At 55.9% G+C, this 16,351-nt stretch carries 17 protein-coding genes and 1 tRNA gene; 8 read left to right on the top strand and 10 right to left on the bottom strand.

The window, feature by feature from the left end:
• Window position 1 precedes the first annotated feature (1 nt).
• Genes Q4606_RS16765 through Q4606_RS16740 form a run of 6 tightly spaced genes read right to left on the bottom strand, consistent with a single transcriptional unit; the run spans window position 2 to window position 4,612 of the window.
• Entirely contained in the window at window positions 2-427 is a 426-nt protein-coding gene (locus tag Q4606_RS16765; protein WP_303608183.1) for a secondary thiamine-phosphate synthase enzyme YjbQ, read from the bottom strand.
• Window positions 428-442: 15 nt separating this feature from the next.
• Window positions 443-1,507, bottom strand: coding sequence for a succinylglutamate desuccinylase/aspartoacylase family protein (locus tag Q4606_RS16760; protein ID WP_303608182.1), 1,065 nt, complete (start codon window positions 1,505-1,507; stop codon window positions 443-445).
• A 3-nt stretch (window positions 1,508-1,510) separates the two neighbouring features.
• A complete protein-coding gene (rimK, locus tag Q4606_RS16755; protein WP_303594137.1) occupies window positions 1,511-2,416 on the bottom strand; it encodes a 30S ribosomal protein S6--L-glutamate ligase in 906 nt (301 codons plus the stop codon).
• The gene (locus tag Q4606_RS16750) at window positions 2,413-2,910 is read right to left on the bottom strand and encodes an ATP-dependent zinc protease (RefSeq protein WP_303594138.1); all 498 of its coding nucleotides are present in this window, start codon (window positions 2,908-2,910) and stop codon (window positions 2,413-2,415) included. Before Q4606_RS16750 ends, rimK begins: the two co-directional genes overlap by 4 nt.
• Window positions 2,891-3,751, bottom strand: coding sequence for a mechanosensitive ion channel family protein (locus Q4606_RS16745; protein ID WP_303594359.1), 861 nt, complete (start codon window positions 3,749-3,751; stop codon window positions 2,891-2,893). Before Q4606_RS16745 ends, Q4606_RS16750 begins: the two co-directional genes overlap by 20 nt.
• A gap of 51 nt (window positions 3,752-3,802) precedes the next feature.
• Complete coding sequence (locus tag Q4606_RS16740) at window positions 3,803-4,612, bottom strand: hypothetical protein (protein WP_303608181.1); 810 nt, start codon at window positions 4,610-4,612, stop codon at window positions 3,803-3,805.
• Between the two features lie 156 nt (window positions 4,613-4,768).
• On the opposite strand from Q4606_RS16740, the gene phrB reads away from it, so the two are divergent.
• On the top strand, window positions 4,769-6,187 hold the full coding sequence (gene phrB, locus Q4606_RS16735; protein ID WP_303608180.1) for a deoxyribodipyrimidine photo-lyase: 1,419 nt from the start codon (window positions 4,769-4,771) through the stop codon (window positions 6,185-6,187).
• 141 nt (window positions 6,188-6,328) lie between these two features.
• Here the strand turns inward: phrB and Q4606_RS16730 are convergent, their stop codons facing one another.
• The 4 genes from Q4606_RS16730 to hemA are packed head-to-tail and all read right to left on the bottom strand — an operon-like array spanning window position 6,329 to window position 10,301.
• Complete coding sequence (locus Q4606_RS16730; RefSeq protein WP_303608179.1) at window positions 6,329-7,081, bottom strand: molybdopterin-synthase adenylyltransferase MoeB; 753 nt, start codon at window positions 7,079-7,081, stop codon at window positions 6,329-6,331.
• On the bottom strand, window positions 7,071-7,937 hold the full coding sequence (prmC, locus tag Q4606_RS16725; RefSeq protein WP_303608178.1) for a peptide chain release factor N(5)-glutamine methyltransferase: 867 nt from the start codon (window positions 7,935-7,937) through the stop codon (window positions 7,071-7,073). Before prmC ends, Q4606_RS16730 begins: the two co-directional genes overlap by 11 nt.
• The gene (gene prfA / locus Q4606_RS16720; protein WP_303608177.1) at window positions 7,927-9,015 is read right to left on the bottom strand and encodes a peptide chain release factor 1; all 1,089 of its coding nucleotides are present in this window, start codon (window positions 9,013-9,015) and stop codon (window positions 7,927-7,929) included. The genes prmC and prfA overlap by 11 nt, the downstream gene beginning before the upstream one ends.
• Complete coding sequence (hemA, locus tag Q4606_RS16715) at window positions 9,012-10,301, bottom strand: glutamyl-tRNA reductase (protein WP_303594147.1); 1,290 nt, start codon at window positions 10,299-10,301, stop codon at window positions 9,012-9,014. Before hemA ends, prfA begins: the two co-directional genes overlap by 4 nt.
• Before the next feature lie 238 nt (window positions 10,302-10,539).
• Between hemA and Q4606_RS16710 the strand changes: the two genes are divergently transcribed.
• The 7 genes from Q4606_RS16710 to pth all read left to right on the top strand — a co-directional run bounded on the left by Q4606_RS16710 (window position 10,540) and on the right by pth (window position 16,343).
• Window positions 10,540-12,300 (top strand): tetratricopeptide repeat protein, encoded by a 1,761-nt coding sequence (locus Q4606_RS16710; protein ID WP_303608176.1) that lies wholly within the window; start codon window positions 10,540-10,542, stop codon window positions 12,298-12,300.
• Window positions 12,300-12,935 carry a lipoprotein insertase outer membrane protein LolB gene (gene lolB / locus Q4606_RS16705; protein WP_303594152.1) on the top strand — a complete coding sequence of 212 codons (636 nt, stop codon included), beginning with the start codon at window positions 12,300-12,302 and terminating at the stop codon, window positions 12,933-12,935. The genes Q4606_RS16710 and lolB overlap by 1 nt, the downstream gene beginning before the upstream one ends.
• Window positions 12,932-13,795: a 4-(cytidine 5'-diphospho)-2-C-methyl-D-erythritol kinase gene (gene ispE, locus Q4606_RS16700; RefSeq protein ID WP_303608175.1), complete on the top strand. Its 864-nt coding sequence runs from the start codon at window positions 12,932-12,934 to the stop codon at window positions 13,793-13,795. Before lolB ends, ispE begins: the two co-directional genes overlap by 4 nt.
• 19 nt (window positions 13,796-13,814) lie before the next feature.
• Window positions 13,815-13,889 (top strand) — tRNA-Gln (locus Q4606_RS16695).
• A 52-nt stretch (window positions 13,890-13,941) separates the two neighbouring features.
• Window positions 13,942-14,892 (top strand): ribose-phosphate diphosphokinase, encoded by a 951-nt coding sequence (locus Q4606_RS16690; RefSeq protein ID WP_303594156.1) that lies wholly within the window; start codon window positions 13,942-13,944, stop codon window positions 14,890-14,892.
• Between the two features lie 185 nt (window positions 14,893-15,077).
• Entirely contained in the window at window positions 15,078-15,728 is a 651-nt protein-coding gene (locus Q4606_RS16685; RefSeq protein ID WP_303594157.1) for a 50S ribosomal protein L25/general stress protein Ctc, read from the top strand.
• A gap of 21 nt (window positions 15,729-15,749) precedes the next feature.
• Complete coding sequence (gene pth / locus Q4606_RS16680) at window positions 15,750-16,343, top strand: aminoacyl-tRNA hydrolase (RefSeq protein WP_303608174.1); 594 nt, start codon at window positions 15,750-15,752, stop codon at window positions 16,341-16,343.
• Window positions 16,344-16,351 lie beyond the last annotated feature (8 nt).

Here is a 16,351-nt window from a genome sequence, read left to right as displayed (position 1 = left end):
CTTACCAGCGCCCTTGCAGCGTAGCGACTATGCGGCGGCCATCGGCGCTATCCCGGTGTTCGCACAGATAGATGCCCTGCCATGTCCCTAGCGCCAGGCGCCCATGGTTCACTGGCAGGGTGAGCGATGGGCCTATAAGAATGCTCTTGATATGGGCCGGCATGTCGTCCGGCCCTTCCATCACATGCTCATAGTGCGGTGCCCGCTCGGGCACCATCACGTTAAAGTGGCGTTCAAGATCACCGCGCACGTCCGGGTCTGCGTTCTCATTAACCGCCAGTGAAGCGGAGGTGTGCTGGATAAACAGATGCAGCAGCCCCACTTCGCAGTTGGTCATGTCCGGCGCCTGGGCAAGAATTTCATTGCTTACCAGATGAAATCCTCTTGGCAGGGGTGCCAGGTCAATAAACGTCTGATCCCAGATCATGAAGGCTCCTGTGGTTTATTTCTGCAATTCGTCCCAGGGGTGCATGGGTACAACGGCTTCGCTTACTTCCGCCTCGAAAGAACTACGGAAATAGTCCATGGCTTTCTCGGCTTCGTTCAGTTCGTCAAACCGGGCGATGTGATAGATCGCCTCACCTTCATTAACCAGCGGCAGGTTGTTCACACAAATAACAATGCCCGAGCAGGGTGACATAATCGCCGTTTCAGACTCGCCGAAGGGGTCAGCTACCATAGCGAGTTTCTGGCCCTTACGTACTTTTTGCCCGAGCTGCGCAACGGGGCGCATGATGCCATCGATCTCTGCCCTCACCCACTGCGAGCTGGCAGCGATTTCTGAACGTTTTTTCGTTGTGCTACGGCCCTTGCGTGGAGGAACCATTTCCAGTTCCCGCATGACACGCATCACACCTTTAGCACCACTGCCGATTACAACATCATCAAAACGAAGTGCTTCACCGCCCTCGTAAGTAATGACAGGAATATCCAGGGAATCTGCGTAGGCACGCAAACTGCCCTCCCGCAGGCCTGCATCGATAATGACCGGTGCTCCAAAAGCTTCCGCCATGCGGGCGGTTTCGGGGTTTTTGAGTTCAGCCCGTACCTGAGGCAGGTTGAAGCGGTGAATGGCACCCGTGTGCAAATCGATGATGTGCGTTACGTGCTCCATAATCTGCGTGCGCAAAAGGTACGCAATGCGCCCGCCAAGCGAACCTCTCTCACTGCCAGGAAAGCAGCGGTTCAGGTCGCGCCTGTCTGGCAGATAACGTGTGCGGTGTACAAACCCGAAGATATTCACGATAGGCACTGCTACCAGAGTGCCGCGCAGATGGCGAAGCGCCGAATTGGTAAGCACACGGCGAACAATTTCCACGCCTGCAATTTCATCACCGTGTATGGCTCCGCACACCATCAGAACGGGGCCATCCCGGCGCCCGTGCACAATTTCCACAGGTACGTGCAAAGGTGTGTGGGTGTACAACTTTGCGACCGGGATTTCTATGGTTTGCCGGGTGCCCGCCTGAACTTTCACACCGGCCATTTCAAAGGGCGCGCGCGCCATCGATTATCCTCTGCCTTTGGTTTTGGTGCGCCAGGGCGCCTGATTCTTTTCAATCCAGTTCACAATCATACCCGCCACGTTTTTACCCGTGGCGTTTTCAATCCCTTCCAGGCCGGGCGAGGAATTTACTTCCATCACCAATGGGCCACGGCTGGAGCGCAGCAAATCGACACCCGCCACATTGAGCCCCATGGACTTGGCTGCGGTAACGGCTGTTTTTCGCTCTTCCGGTGTAATACGCACCAGAGAGGCGCTGCCGCCGCGATGCAAATTGGAGCGGAACTCACCCTCGGCACCCTGGCGCTTCATGGCAGCAATGACTTTGTCACCGATAACAAAACACCGGATATCCGCGCCACCGGCTTCCTTGATGAATTCCTGCACAAGAATATCCGCTTTAAGGCCCATGAAAGCCTCAATCACACTTTCAGCCGCCGTGCGGGTTTCCGCCAGCACCACGCCAATGCCCTGGGTGCCTTGGAGCAACTTGATAACAACCGGGGCACCGCCCACCATTTTCAGCAGTTCCGGTACGTTATCCGGCTTGTTGGCAAAGCCGGTTATGGGCATGCCGACGCCTTTACGGGCGAGCAACTGCAAGGAGCGCAATTTGTCCCGTGAACGCGTGATCGCAACCGATTCGTTCACCGGAAAGGTTCCCATCATTTCAAACTGGCGCAGAACCGCTGTGCCATAGAAGGTAACGGAGGCACCGATACGGGGAATCACAACGTCGAAGTCTTCCAGCACTTCTTCGTGGTAGTGAATCCGCGGATTGGCCGATGTAATGTTCATGGAGCAGTGCAGGCAGTCGATAACCTTCACTTGATGACCACGGTTGATACCCTCTTCCACCAGGCGGCGGGTAGAGTACAAATGCCGGTTTCGGGATAGAACTGCAATCTTCATTTTTCAGACCTTAAAGCCGGTTCCCCGGCGAGATAGGATGCTTCGGGATAAACCATCGTGCGGCCCGCCATCGCGGTACGCCCGATCAGCATGCGAAACCGCATGGTATCCCGGTTTGTCAGGGTCATTTCAACGGGCCAGCTCTGGTCGCCAAGCACCAGAGTCGTCTCGATTACCAACCGCAATTCCTTGTGGCCACCGGAGTCTGATACATCACGCTCATCAAGAACACGGGCATCACACTCCACTACCTGATGCATATCATTCTGAACCGGATGAACCCAGAACCGGACCCGGCGTTCGCCATCCTGTGTGTAGGGCTCCGTGCGAAACGTATGCAGGCAGGAGGTACGTGCGCCCGTATCCACCTTTGCCTTGATACGGCTGATATCCAGATCAGGCAGTGCCACCCACTCCCGCCAGCCCAGGCTGAGTTTGTTGTCAGCAGGGGTCGGCTCTACAGTTTTGATGGCTTCAGCTGTCTTTGTCGACATCCAACGGTTCCTTTTCAATGGCTTTTTCCGGCCCCATCAGCTGCACGCGGAAGGGCTCGGAATGACTACCGGCATAAATACTGGTATGCGGGAAAGGTATTTCTATACCCGCTTTATCCAGAGTTTTCTTTATGGCAACCAACATACCGCTCTTACCTTCAAGCACCCTGTCTTTCGGGACCCAGAAGGAAAACTGCAAATCCACTGAAGAAGGGCCGAATGCAGTTACCAGCACCAAGGCTTTAGGCTCTTCCAGGCAGATGGGGTTCTTTTCTGCCAGCTCCAGCAACAGCTCCTCTACTTTCTCTGCATCTTCAGCATAGGCAATCCCAACCTGAAGGTCGATTCTACGAATCGGAAAGCGTGAACGGTTAACAACCGGCGTTTTGATCAGGGTTTCGTTGGGAATGCGCACGTACAGGTTGTCTCGGGTGCGTAGCTTTACGCTGAGCATATCGATTCCGACCACTTCCCCCATGATGGCTTCCACTTCAATGAAGTCACCGATTTCAAACGGTTTTTCGACAAGCAGGAAGAGGCCACTGATCATATTCGAGGCAGACGTCTGCGACGCAAAACCTATGGCGACGGTAAGAATACCGGCCGCGCCCAACACGACGTCCAGCGAAAACCCGGCTTCCCTGAGCGCCGCCACGCCAAACAGTAAAAAGATGACGTAAAACACCAGCCGCCGGACCATAACGGTGTGATGCCGGGAACTGCGACTGGCCATCACCTTTGTCACACTGCGCGCAGCCAGCGAGGCGAGGACTATGCCAAGCACCAACAAAAAGCCAGTACTGATCCACTGCCCCCAGGCTACGCCGGAAAAGAAATTCATCGCACCCGTTTTCAGCCCTTCAGCCACAATGATTACTCCGCAGAATATGCATTAACCAAACACCCGGTCGATGGCTCGCACCAGGCGCCCTCTGCTGGCTCTTTCCCGGGCCGGCGCCACTTGCTGGCATGGACCCGCAGACTTGAGTAAGCCCTCATCAACATGCAGGCTTGCTGAACTCATATCGGTTGCTACTTCTACCACCACACCCGGTGTCCAGAGCTCCCCGCGCTCACTCCGGTGTAGCGACAGCAGTGGCGTGGGCAGGCTGAAGCGTTCCAACATCAGGGGCTCGGTCCTGCGATTAATAATCGTGACCGGTGTCACCGCCCGCCATGGCCGCTTTGGCACTGCCTCCAGCACTAGCCGGCCAAAGTTTGACGACGCATAGCACAGCTCGCCTTCCATGGTGTTTCGCCCCACCCAGGTAAGAGAAGGAACCTCTAGGGGAATTTCGGTGAGAAGCGTCTGACTCTGCCCGACACAGACTTTCATCCAGACAACCGTTCCCACGTAGATGGTACAGCGGGCACCGCCGGGAATGGTCAATGGGTGATAAGGACGAATGACCGTCGGAAGGTTAGCCACCGCCGGTACGAAAGTAACCGTTGACGAATCGCCCTCCCGGATAAAGCGCTGCAAAGATGCGCTTGTATGTGGCAGGTGATGGCCTATGGACTCGGTCCAGCCCACTGGGTCGGTTTCCGGCTCCCGGGTTTCCGTGCGCACTTGCCATTCTTTATCCAGTAGGGTGACCCACAACCGAACATGCCCAAGCCTATGGTGCTGGGTTTGGCCAGACAAAAGCTGATAGGGTTGAGCCCATTCACCGTCACACCGGCTTTCGGTTTCAGTATCCATAAACGCTGTAAATCTCCGACGAATACTGCAGGTAAAGTTGGAACAACTATAATCCAATCAGCGACCCCGGGCGAATATCCAACTATGTGATTTTATTGCCTCAGTGCGATGTAATTACCCTTACATTCAAAGCCGGAAACCGATACGGAACAGACTATGACGCAACTGGTATGGTTCAGAAACGACCTGCGAATAGCCGACAACGCCGCCCTCACCGCCGCCTGCAAAGAATCCCGAGCAGCGAGGGGTAACACAGGCGTTCGAGCCTGTTTCATTCTGACGCCCGCGCAATGGCAGGAGCACGACTGGTCACCGGCGCGGGTTCAGTTCGTTGTTGCCCACGCCAACGCTCTGGCTGAGCAATTGGCAGAGCTCGGTATACCGCTTACGTTTATCGAGGCTGAACGTTTCAGTGACAGCATCAACGCCCTTGAAAGCCATTGCCGGGAACACAGTGTCAGCACGCTACACTTCAATGAAGAGTATGGCATCAACGAGCGCAAACGCGACAAGACTGTGAAGCAGCGCTTTGATGAACTGGGTATCACTACCCGCAAGTACCGCGACCAGACGGTAGCGCCTGTAGGTGAAATACTGACCGGCCAGGGCGAACCCTATTCCGTGTTTACACCCTTTTCCCGTCGCTGGCGTGCCTGGATTGATGAAACCCATCCCACGCTATACCCGGTACCTGAACCCCAGGGCAAGGCCATTCAGCCTGAACGTATTACAAACATTCCTGAAGGCTTTGAAGATGCCCCGCCAGCTCTGGTAGAAACCGGTGAGGATGCTGCTCACTCACAGCTGGAGCACTTCCTCAGCGAGCATGGTGGCACCTACAAGGAACGCAGAGACTTCCCTGCTTTTGATGGCACCAGTCAGCTCTCCCCTTACCTGGCAAACGGCGTACTCTCCGGCCGACAGTGCCTGATTGCAGCGCGCCAAGCACAGGGAATGGGGGGCAACCAGGAAGGCCTGGTTACCTGGGTTAATGAGATCGCCTGGCGGGATTTCTATATCCATACCCTTTACCACTGCCCTCGGGTGAGCATGCACCGCGCCTTCAAGCCCGAAACCGAAGCGTTACAATGGAATGATCCAGATGAGCATTTCGAGGCGTGGAAAGCCGGCAAAACCGGCATCCCTCTGGTAGACGCCGCCATGCGCCAGCTCAACCAGACCGGCTGGATGCACAACCGTTTGCGTATGGTCACGGCGATGTTTCTGACGAAAAATCTGTTTATCGACTGGCGGCTGGGAGAGGCTTATTTTATGTCAAAACTGGTGGACGGCTTCCTGGCCTCCAACAACGGCGGCTGGCAGTGGAGCGCATCGACCGGCACAGACTCAGCGCCTTACTTTCGGGTGTTCAACCCGGTTACCCAGAGCGAGCGTTTTGATCCAAAGGGCGAGTTTATCCGCGAGTGGGTACCTGAGTTGGCGAAGCTGGATAACAAGCGCATTCACGATCCGTCAAAAGGCGGCGTTATTCCTGGCGGGTATCCCCGGCCTATTGTTGATTTGAAAGAGAGCAGAAAAGAGGCAATCGCGAAGTTCCAGGCACTAAAAGACTAGACTGACGAACAGTGTAGAAGCGGGCGTGGGAGGGGAGCTTCCAAAACCGTGCGGAGCCATGGATGGCGGAGCCGAGCGTACACGGACGTATTCACAGCGTGTTTTGGAGGGTCCCCTCCCGCACCCGCTTCGGCCAGGCTGTTACTGTTTCGAGCCACAAACCGGACAATCGGGGTCTTTTGTAAGCTTCATTTCACGCCACTGCATTTCCCAGGCATCCAGAATCAGCAACCGGCCCACAAGTGGCTTGCCTACGCCGGAAATCACCTTGATAGCCTCCATGGCCTGGGCAGAACCGATCATACCAACAAGCGGCGCGATCACGCCTGCCTCAGAACAGGTCAGGTCTTCATTGCCTTGTTCTGGATATAAACAGTGGTAACACGGGGATTCGGGATCACGGCTGTCGTAGACGCTGAGCTGGCCCTCACCCCGGATGGCTGCGCCTGAAACGAGCGGAACGCCCGCAGCTACACAGGCGCGGTTCAGCGCAAACCGGGTGGCGAAATTATCGGAACAATCTAAAGCAAGACTGGCCTCGGCAACTTCCCGAGCAAAGTCGTCCTGCTCAAGGCGACGGTTAACCACAGAAATGGACACTGCCGGATTGATACTGCGCACCCGGGCAGCCAGGGTTTCTGCTTTGGATTGACCAATCTGGGCCGTCTCAAACGCTATCTGCCGCTGCAGGTTGGCCAGTTCAATAACGTCATCATCTACCAGTGTTATGTGGCCAACTCCCGCTGCACCCAGATAAAGCGCAACCGGGCAGCCCAGGCCGCCGGCGCCGACCACCAGTACTCGGGCGGATTTCAAAGCTTCCTGGCCGGCGATATCAAAACGCGGCATCAAAATCTGGCGACTGAAGCGCAGGAGTTCTTCATCATTGAGCATGGAGGGCTCCTTTTCGGGGCCACTGCCCCAGGGTCATGCGGTCGTTACCGCCGTAGTCTTTCCGGCTTTCCACCATAGCAAACCCTCGGGTGGTGAGCAGCCCTCGAACAGCGTCGGCCTGATCAAATCCGTGCTCCAGAAGCAGCCATCCTTCTGCATTCAACCAGTCAGGCGCTTCACTCACAATCAGGCGGATATCATCAAGTCCATCCGCTCCGGATACCAGCGCAGTGGCCGGCTCAAAGCGAACATCGCCTTCGCCGAGGTGATGGTCGCCTGAAGCGATGTAAGGTGGATTGGAGACAATCAGGTCAAAACGGCCAGCGGGCAACCCGGCAAACCAGCGGCTTTGAAAAACGTCCACCTGCAACTCCAGCTGGCTGGCATTTGCCTGAGCCAATGCCACCGCATCGTCCATCAGGTCACAGGCGCTGATTACCCAGCCAGGCCGCTCGCTGGCCAGTGCCAGAGCGATGGCCCCGGTACCAGTACCAAGATCAACAACTCGGGCATTGTCGGGCAACGGCAAATCCAGTGCCTGCTCCACCAGACATTCGGTATCCGGGCGTGGAATAAGAGTGCTGTTGCTGACTTTGAACGGAAGTGACCAGAACTCCTGATGACCTAACAGGTAGGCGACTGGCATCCCCTGCACACGCTTTTCTACAAGGTCTTCAAATTCTGTCGCCAGCGGAGCACTCACTTCGCGCTCGGGAAAAGCCCGGAAGCCAGAGCGGCTCAGGCCGGTTACCTGGGCAAGAAGCAACTCGGCATCGAGCCGGGCAGTATCACCGGCAATCCGGGACACTGCACGGTCCAGTAACTCGCCGCAGGTAAGTGAGGATTTACTCGTCATCAGAAAGCGTGGCCAGAAGCTCCGCCTGATGCTCTTGCTGAAGCGGCACAACCACGGCATCCAGATCACCCGCAATCACATCATCAAGCTTGTAAAGGGTGAGATTGATCCGATGGTCCGTTACCCGGCCCTGAGGGAAGTTATAAGTGCGGATACGTTCAGAGCGATCGCCGCTGCCCACAAGGCTTTTGCGGGTTTCGGCCATGGTTTTCTGCTGCCGCTCAGTTTCAACATTCTGTAGCCTGGAGGCCAGAAAGCTCATGGCTTTGGCCCGGTTTTTATGCTGCGAGCGCTCTTCCTGACACTCCACCACAATACCGGTTGGCAGGTGGGTAATCCGGATGGCGGAGTCGGTTTTGTTAACGTGCTGGCCACCCGCACCCGAGGAACGGAACGTATCCACGCGCAAGTCGGCTTTGTTGATCTCGATTGCTTCGGCCTCATCGGCTTCTGGCATAACGGCAACGGTACAGGCAGAGGTGTGAATACGACCCTGAGATTCGGTTTCGGGCACCCTTTGTACCCGGTGTGCGCCGGATTCAAATTTCAGCGCACCGTAAACAGCGTCACCCGCAACGCGGGCAATCACTTCTTTGAAACCACCGTGCTCGCCCTCGTTCTCACTCAGTACTTCGACCTGCCAGCGCCTGCGCTCAGCATAGCGGCTGTACATGCGAAAAAGATCTCCGGCAAAAATGGCGGCTTCATCACCACCGGTCCCCGCACGGATTTCCAGGAACACGTTTTTGCCGTCATTGGGGTCTTTTGGCAGCATCAGGCGCTGCAGTTCTTCATCCAGCTCTTCGGTTTTCTGCTCAGCAATTTCGAGTTCTTCTGCGGCCATTTCGCGCATGTCCGCATCGCCGTCTTTGGCCAGCTCCTTTGCCTCGCTGACATCCTCCAGCGATTGTTTCCACGATTTGAAGCACTGCACCACCGGCTCAATCTCGGAATACTCCCGGGACAATTCCCGAAACTTGTCCTGTTGGGCGATGGTTGCCGGATCGCTGAGCAAAGCGCTCACCTCCTCGTAGCGTTCAATTAGTTGCTCGAGGCGGGACTGTATCGATGGTTTCATAGTTTTTCCGGGGTGGTCGTCGCGTCTGCGTCCAACACATCAAGCTGATGCAGCTCTCTGAGCCATTCAGTCACCTCGGCGCGCCCTTCGGTGGTGGCCTTGCGAACCTGTATCGAAGGCTCATGCAGGAGTTTGTTTGTAAGGCCTCGCGCCAGGCTGCGCAACGCTGTTTCGGGATCGCCGCCATTACGCAATGCGCGCAGGGCTTTTTCGGTTTCCAGATCTCGCAACACTTCCGCACGCTGCCGGAACTGTTTCAGCGTAGAAACCGCATCCAGTGCGCGGAGCTGGCTGAGGAACTCCTGCACACCGGCAGTTATGAGATTTTCCGCTTCACGGGCCGCGCCCTCGCGGGTACGAAGATTTTCTTCGATCACCTGGCGCAAATCATCAACGGTATAGAGATAAACATCCGCCAGGGAAGCCACTTCGGGCTCAATATCCCTGGGCACAGCAATATCTACCATGAAAAACGGCCGGTGCTTGCGTTTTTTAAGCGAACGCTCAACCGCGCCCTTGCCAAGAATAGGCAGTGGGCTGGCAGTGGATGAAATAATGATATCGACATCCGCAAGATAATCCGGAATCTCCGATAGGGTGATACCCCGGCCGCCTCTGGATTCTGCCAGCGCCTGAGCGCGTTCCAGGGTGCGGTTAGCAACAATGAAATCCTTTACGCCGGCATCGGCAAGGTGGCGTGCAACCAATTCGATGGTTTTGCCTGCGCCAATCAGCAGCGCCTTATTCTTCGACATATCCGCAAAAATACGATGGGCCATGCTCACGGCGGCATAAGCCACAGAAACCGGATTCTCGCCAATGGCGGTCTGTGTTCGAACGCGTTTGGCAACGGAGAAGGTTTGCTCAAACATGCGGGACAAGAAGGATCCACTCCCGCCGTGTTCCCGGGCCAGAGCATAGGCATCCTTCAGCTGGCCGAATATCTGGGGCTCACCCAAAACCATGGAATCCAGCCCGGCGGCAACCCGCATCATGTGCCGCACCGCATCTGCATCGCGATGAATATAGAGCACTTCTTCGAGCTCGGCTGCCTCCAGATCGTGGAAGCCTGCCAGCCAGCGCAACACCAACGGCGCGCAGTCGTCATCGCCCGCCAGGTAGAGTTCAGTGCGATTACAGGTAGAAAGAATGGCCGCCTCAGTGGCGCCAGAAGCCGCACGCAGCTCAGAAAACGCCTCGGACATACGCTCAGGCGTAAAGGCAACTCGCTCCCGTAACTCAACAGGGGCGGTGCGATGGTTGATTCCCAGCGTTAGCAGTGCCATTTAATGGTTATACAATCCTTTAACGGTGAGCTGTGTAAACAAGCGCCATTTTGCAGGCATTTTAGCCGCCAGAGCCTTCAGCTGCCACCCCAAACAGCCAGTGCTTCGGGAAGTGCGGACAGGTTGGGCAAGAACAGGAGCTTATGCCATTATAGGGAACCGGTCCCCGACTCAGCTCAATAAAACGAGAGATCCCGGGTTATTCAAGATGCGTAGTCGACAAATCACGGGAAGTTGCATGCACAAATCCGCACTGCTTTTGGTTACCTGCCTGTTCGCCCTCTCACTGGCAGGTTGCGCCAGTATAACCGGTTCGGGGGACACAACCGCCCTCGACGATACAACCCCCAAGAACGAACAGGAAGGTATCGGGCAAGCAAGCAGCGAGCCGCCCGTCGAATACGCTGATTTTGAGCCGGAAACCCTTTATCTTCTCCTCTCAGCTGAAATTGCAGCACAGCGGGGCAGGTATGACGTCACGCTGGTCAACTACCTCCGAGCCGCGCAGCAGTCCCGGGACAAGAATGTTATTGAGCGCGCCATGCGTATTGCCCAGTCGCTCAATGGCGACAACGCCCAGAAGCAGCTGGCAGAGTTATGGCTCGACGTGGACCCCGGCAACCTCCAGGCGCTGAGGGTTTCGGCCATTCAATCCGTAAAACGCAATGACCTCGAAGCTGCGCTGGGCTACATGGAGCAGATTCTGGACCAGGGCGGCGACGCAGATTTTGACAGTCTTGCTGCCATGGCAGCAAACCTTCCTCCGGAACAGCAGGTGGAGTTGCTGGGGCTGTATGAAGAGATGGCAAGTCGCCACCCGGACACACCGGAACTGGAATACAGCATCGCCTTGTTGCTGAAAATCACCGGCCAACCTGAAGCCGCCCTTCGTCGCCTGGAACCTCTGCTGGCAAACAAGCCCAATTTCCAGCCTGCCATTATCCTCAAAGGCGACCTTCTGTATCAGGCCGGGCAAACGGTCGAAGCCCTCGACCACCTATTGATAAATACCCGACGGTTCCCGGCAAACCGGCAGATGGGCACTCTGTACGGTCGCATGCTCATCAGTGAAGGTGAACTGCAGGCCGCTCAGGATGAATTCAACCGTCTGGTGCAACGTTACCCGGACAACCCCAGCCTGAGGCTTTCGCACGCCCTTGTTGCGCTCGAAAATGGGCAACCGGAACTAGCGAAAGAAGAACTTACACAACTCACAGAGCAAGGCCATCACACCAGCGAAGCCAGCTATTATCTCGGGCGAATTGAAGATGAAGCTGGTAATACTGAACAGGCCATCGGGTACTATCAAAGCGTGGAACAGGGCAACTACTATCTGCCATCCCTGGCCCGGGCCAGCACCTTGCTGGCGACGGAAGGCAGGCTCGACGAAGCACTTGAAAATATTCGCTCCCTGCGGGATGCCAACCCTGAGGCAGCAGAAAATTTCTGGCTGCTTGAGGTAAACCTGCTGCTCGATCAGGGGCTGAATCAAGAGGCGCTCGAGGTTGGCTCCAATGCACTTGAAGACTTCCCCGAGAACATACAACTGCGTTATGCGAGGGCTATGCTTTTCGACACTATGGAGCAGCCAGGCAAAGCCGAAGAAGACCTCAAACAAATTATTGCAAACGACCCCGAAAATGCCGTGGCGCTTAACGCCTTGGGATACATTCTCGCAATCCGCACCGAGCGGCTTAAGGAAGCCCGCGGCTACATCGAAAAGGCGCTAACGCTGGACCCGAACAACCCTGCCATTCTCGACAGCATGGGGTGGATTCTGTTTCAGGAAGGCCAGATCGAGCCCGCGCTGGATTATCTGTCCCGCGCGTGGGCTGCCTACCCCGATCCGGAGGTCGCTGCCCATTACGGTGAAGCTTTGTGGATGAGCGGCGCAGAGGAGCAGGCGCAGATTATCTGGAAGGAAGGGCTTGAGCAGGATTCGGATCACACCATATTACGCGAAACGATTGAGCGGCTGACCGGCAATGGTGACCAGTGATGGGGCGGCTCATTCGCTCCTGGGCAGCCTTATTGCTGATTGCAGGGCTTAGCGCCTGCACCACCATCCAGCTTGAACCTCTGCCGGATGGCATGACAGATCAGCCGCCCGCCGACTGGCAGGATCGCTCAGTAAGGCTCAGCCAGTTTGATCACTGGCAATTATCAGGAAAACTGGCTGTGCGCCAGCCTTCGGACAGCGGCACCGCCATCATCAACCACTGGATACAAGAGGGCGAGGCATACGACCTCGCCTTATCGTCATCGTTTCTCGGGATGGGCAGTACAAACCTTAAAGGTGTGCCTGGGTTCATTGAACTTACACTTCCGAATGGTGACAACTACAGTTCCGGCGACCCGGACGCGCTGATGCAAGCGGCCACTGGCTGGCAACTCCCCCTGGAGAGCATGACCTGGTGGATACGCGGCCTCCCGGCACCTGGCGGTGACTTCCGACTGCTGTTTAACGACCGTGGTGAATTGACCCTGATTCGCCAGGCTGGCTGGGAAATCCGCTACGACCGCTGGCATGCGCTGGAAGGCAACACCCCTGCTCTGCCTGCACGGATTACTGCACTTAAAGAGGATAAACGGGTGCGTGTGGTGGTGAGCAGTTGGCAGGACCTGACGCCGTGACAACCAGCATTACCTTACCCTCGCCCGCCAAACTGAACCTCTTTCTGCACATCGTTGGCAGGCGCCCGGATGGCTACCACGAGCTTCAAACGCTGTTTCAGTTCCTGGACTACGGTGATGACATCACACTGAGCCTGAGCCCTGCGCAAACCGGCGTGCGGCTGGAGAACCCGGTTCCGGGCGTCCCTGATGAAGACAACCTGATCATGAAAGCTGCGCATGCTCTTGCAGAAAAGGCATCAGGAGAGCTACCAGGGGTAAGCATAGCCATCGAAAAGCGCCTACCCATGGGTGGCGGTCTGGGCGGCGGAAGCTCCAATGCGGCGACAACCCTGCTTGGGCTCAATCATCTCTGGAAGCTCGGACTAGGGTTGGATGAACTCGCAGAGACAGGGCTGGCTCTTGGCGCTGACGTGCCGATTTTCGTACGCGGCCACGCTGCTTTTGGCGAAGGGGTTGGCGAAAAACTAACCCCCGCGTTCCCACCAGAAGACTGGTTTGTGGTGCTGAAACCTGCCTGTAACATCAACACAGGAAAGATATTTTCAGCGCAAGGGTTGACAAGGAACACCCCGAGAATCAAAATAGCGCCCGCTTTTGAGGGAGACGCCTCGAGGTACCGAAACGACTGTGAAGATGTAGTCAGAAGGCTGTATCCTGAAGTCAATCAGAGCATGGAATGGCTCACAAAATTCGGACCTGCAAGATTAACCGGAACCGGGGCTTGCATATTTGGACGTTTCCCTACAGAATCCGCAGCCCGGATTATCTGGGAAAGCAAACCCTCCGGCATCACCGGGTTCGTAGCTAAAGGGGTGAACGTATCACCTCTTCACCAAAAGCTGACAGAGCTGGAATGATGCCAAAAAAGCACGATACTGGGGTGTCGCCAAGTGGTAAGGCAACGGGTTTTGATCCCGTCATGCGCAGGTTCGAATCCTGCCACCCCAGCCAACTTTCTCCCGCTTCTTCTGACTCAACCGCCGAAAATGAGAAGGGTCCCGTCGTGTCCAAACTGATGATTTTCGCAGGCAATGCCAATCCAGAGCTTGCCCACGCTATCGCCAAAAAACTCCACATCCCCATGGGAGAAGCCACTGTAGGCAGCTTCAGTGATGGCGAAACCACCGTTGAGATTAATGAAAACGTACGCGGACACGATGTATTCATCATCCAACCCACGTGCTACCCCACGAATGACAACCTTATGGAACTGATCGTGATGGCTGACGCCCTGCGTCGCGCTTCCGCATCACGCATCACAGCAGTCATTCCGTATTATGGCTACGCTCGCCAGGATCGCCGTGTGCGCTCCAGCCGGGTTGCCATCAGCGCCAAAATTGTTGCCGACATGATCTCCAGCATTGGCGTTGACCGTGTACTGACCGTAGACCTTCATGCCGACCAGATTCAGGGCTTTTTCGACGTACCGGTTGATAACATCTACGCCACACCGGTACTGCTTGAAGACATAGAAAGGCAGCGTTTTGAGAACTTTGTCGTGGTCTCACCGGATGTGGGCGGTGTTGTGCGTGCCCGCGCCGTGGCCAAGCGACTGGATGATGCCGACCTGGCCATCATTGATAAGCGCCGCCCGAAGGCGAACGTCTCTCAGGTTATGCACATCATTGGTGATGTAGACGGCAAGACCTGCATCCTGGTTGACGACATCGTGGATACCGCCGGCACTTTGTGCAAAGCGGCGAATGCTCTTAAAGAGCGTGGCGCATCCCGGGTAGTGGCCTATATCACTCACCCTGTGCTTTCCGGCCCGGCTATCGAAAACATCGAGGCCTCCGACCTGGACGAATTGGTGGTCTGTGACACCATTCCACTGAGTGACAAAGCCAGAAACTGTGATAGAATCCGCCCCCTCAGTATGGCTGGACTGCTTGCGGAATCTATTCGTCGCGTTAGCAACGAAGAATCCATAAGCGCCCTGTTTGAGAATGTCTGAGTAGGCTAAAAGCCGCAACACTCGGGAAAACAACAGGTTACAGCAGATACAAGAAAGTTACCGAGTCGGGAGCCTAATCAGGCTCCCGACTCTTTTAGTCAGCCGGAAAAATCCGGCTTTTCGAAAACATCACCTGTCCCAACGCCTGGTCGCGGGCAGTTCAGGTGACGATTGAGGTACAAACCATGTCTCAGGACTTTGTTATTGAAGCATTTCCTCGTGACGACAAGGGGAGAGGTGCGAGCCGCCGCCTGCGTCGCGAAGAGCGTAAAATTCCAGCCATCATTTACGGTGGTAACAAGGAAGCTACTCCGATTTCCATCTGGCACAACGAGCTGAAAAAAGCTCTGGAAAACGAAGCCTTCTTCTCGCACATTCTGACCATCGAACTGAATGGTAAGAAAGAAAGCGTAATCATGAAGGATCTTCAGCGGCACCCGTACAAACTGCTGCTGACTCACGCTGACTTCCAGCGCGTAGACAAGGATCACGAAATCGTTGTTCAGGTTCCTCTGCACCTGCTGAACGAAGATGTAGCTCCGGCAATCAAGACCTTCGGCGGCGTTGCATTCCGTCTGATGACCGAGATTGAAGTCGCCTGTCTGCCCCAGAACCTGCCCGAGTTCATCGAGCTTGATCTGGCAGACGTTGAGATGGACCAGGTTGTCCACCTGAGCGATCTGAAACTGCCAGAAGGCGTTCGTATCCCGGCTCTCCAGCACGACTCAGAGCACGACCAGGCTGTTGTATCCATCAACAAGCCAAAAGGCGTCAAGACTGACGAAGCTGAAGACGAAGCCGAAGGTGAAAGCGAAGAAGGCGAAGACAAGGAGTAATTACTCCGGAGGCGTTGGCAGATGGCACAGGATATTGTCATGGTGGTTGGATTGGGTAACCCCGGTCCGGACTACGAGAATACCCGCCATAATGCCGGCGCCCTCTTCGTCGAAGCACTGGCCCGCGATGCGGGCCAGTCGCTCCGCCCCGAAAAGAAATATCACGGGCACTATGCCCGCATTCAGTGGCAAGGCCTTGAGCTTCACCTGCTGAACCCCGCTACTTTTATGAACCGCAGCGGCTTGTCCGTAAAAGCTCTCGCGGACTTTTTCAAGATCCCCCCAAGTCAGATACTCATCGCTCACGACGAACTCGACCTGCCCCCCGGCACCGCCAAGCTGAAAAAAGGCGGAGGACACGGTGGACATAACGGCTTGCGAGACACCATTGCACACCTGGGCACCAACGAATTTCAGCGTTTGCGCATTGGCATCGGACATCCCGGGGATAGCCGCAAGGTAACAGGCTACGTATTAGGCCGCCTTGGCAAACGGGAAACCGAAGACCTGAACGCAGTATTCAACGAAACTATGCGTGTGCTGCCCGACGCAGCTTCCGGAAAGCTGGCCACTGCAATGAATCGTTTACACAGTTTCAAGCCGGACATTGCCTGAACCTCCAC

The organism is Marinobacter sp. 1_MG-2023, assembly GCF_030549045.1.
Taxonomy (GTDB): domain Bacteria; phylum Pseudomonadota; class Gammaproteobacteria; order Pseudomonadales; family Oleiphilaceae; genus Marinobacter.
This window is presented reverse-complemented; position numbering and strand designations above follow the sequence as displayed.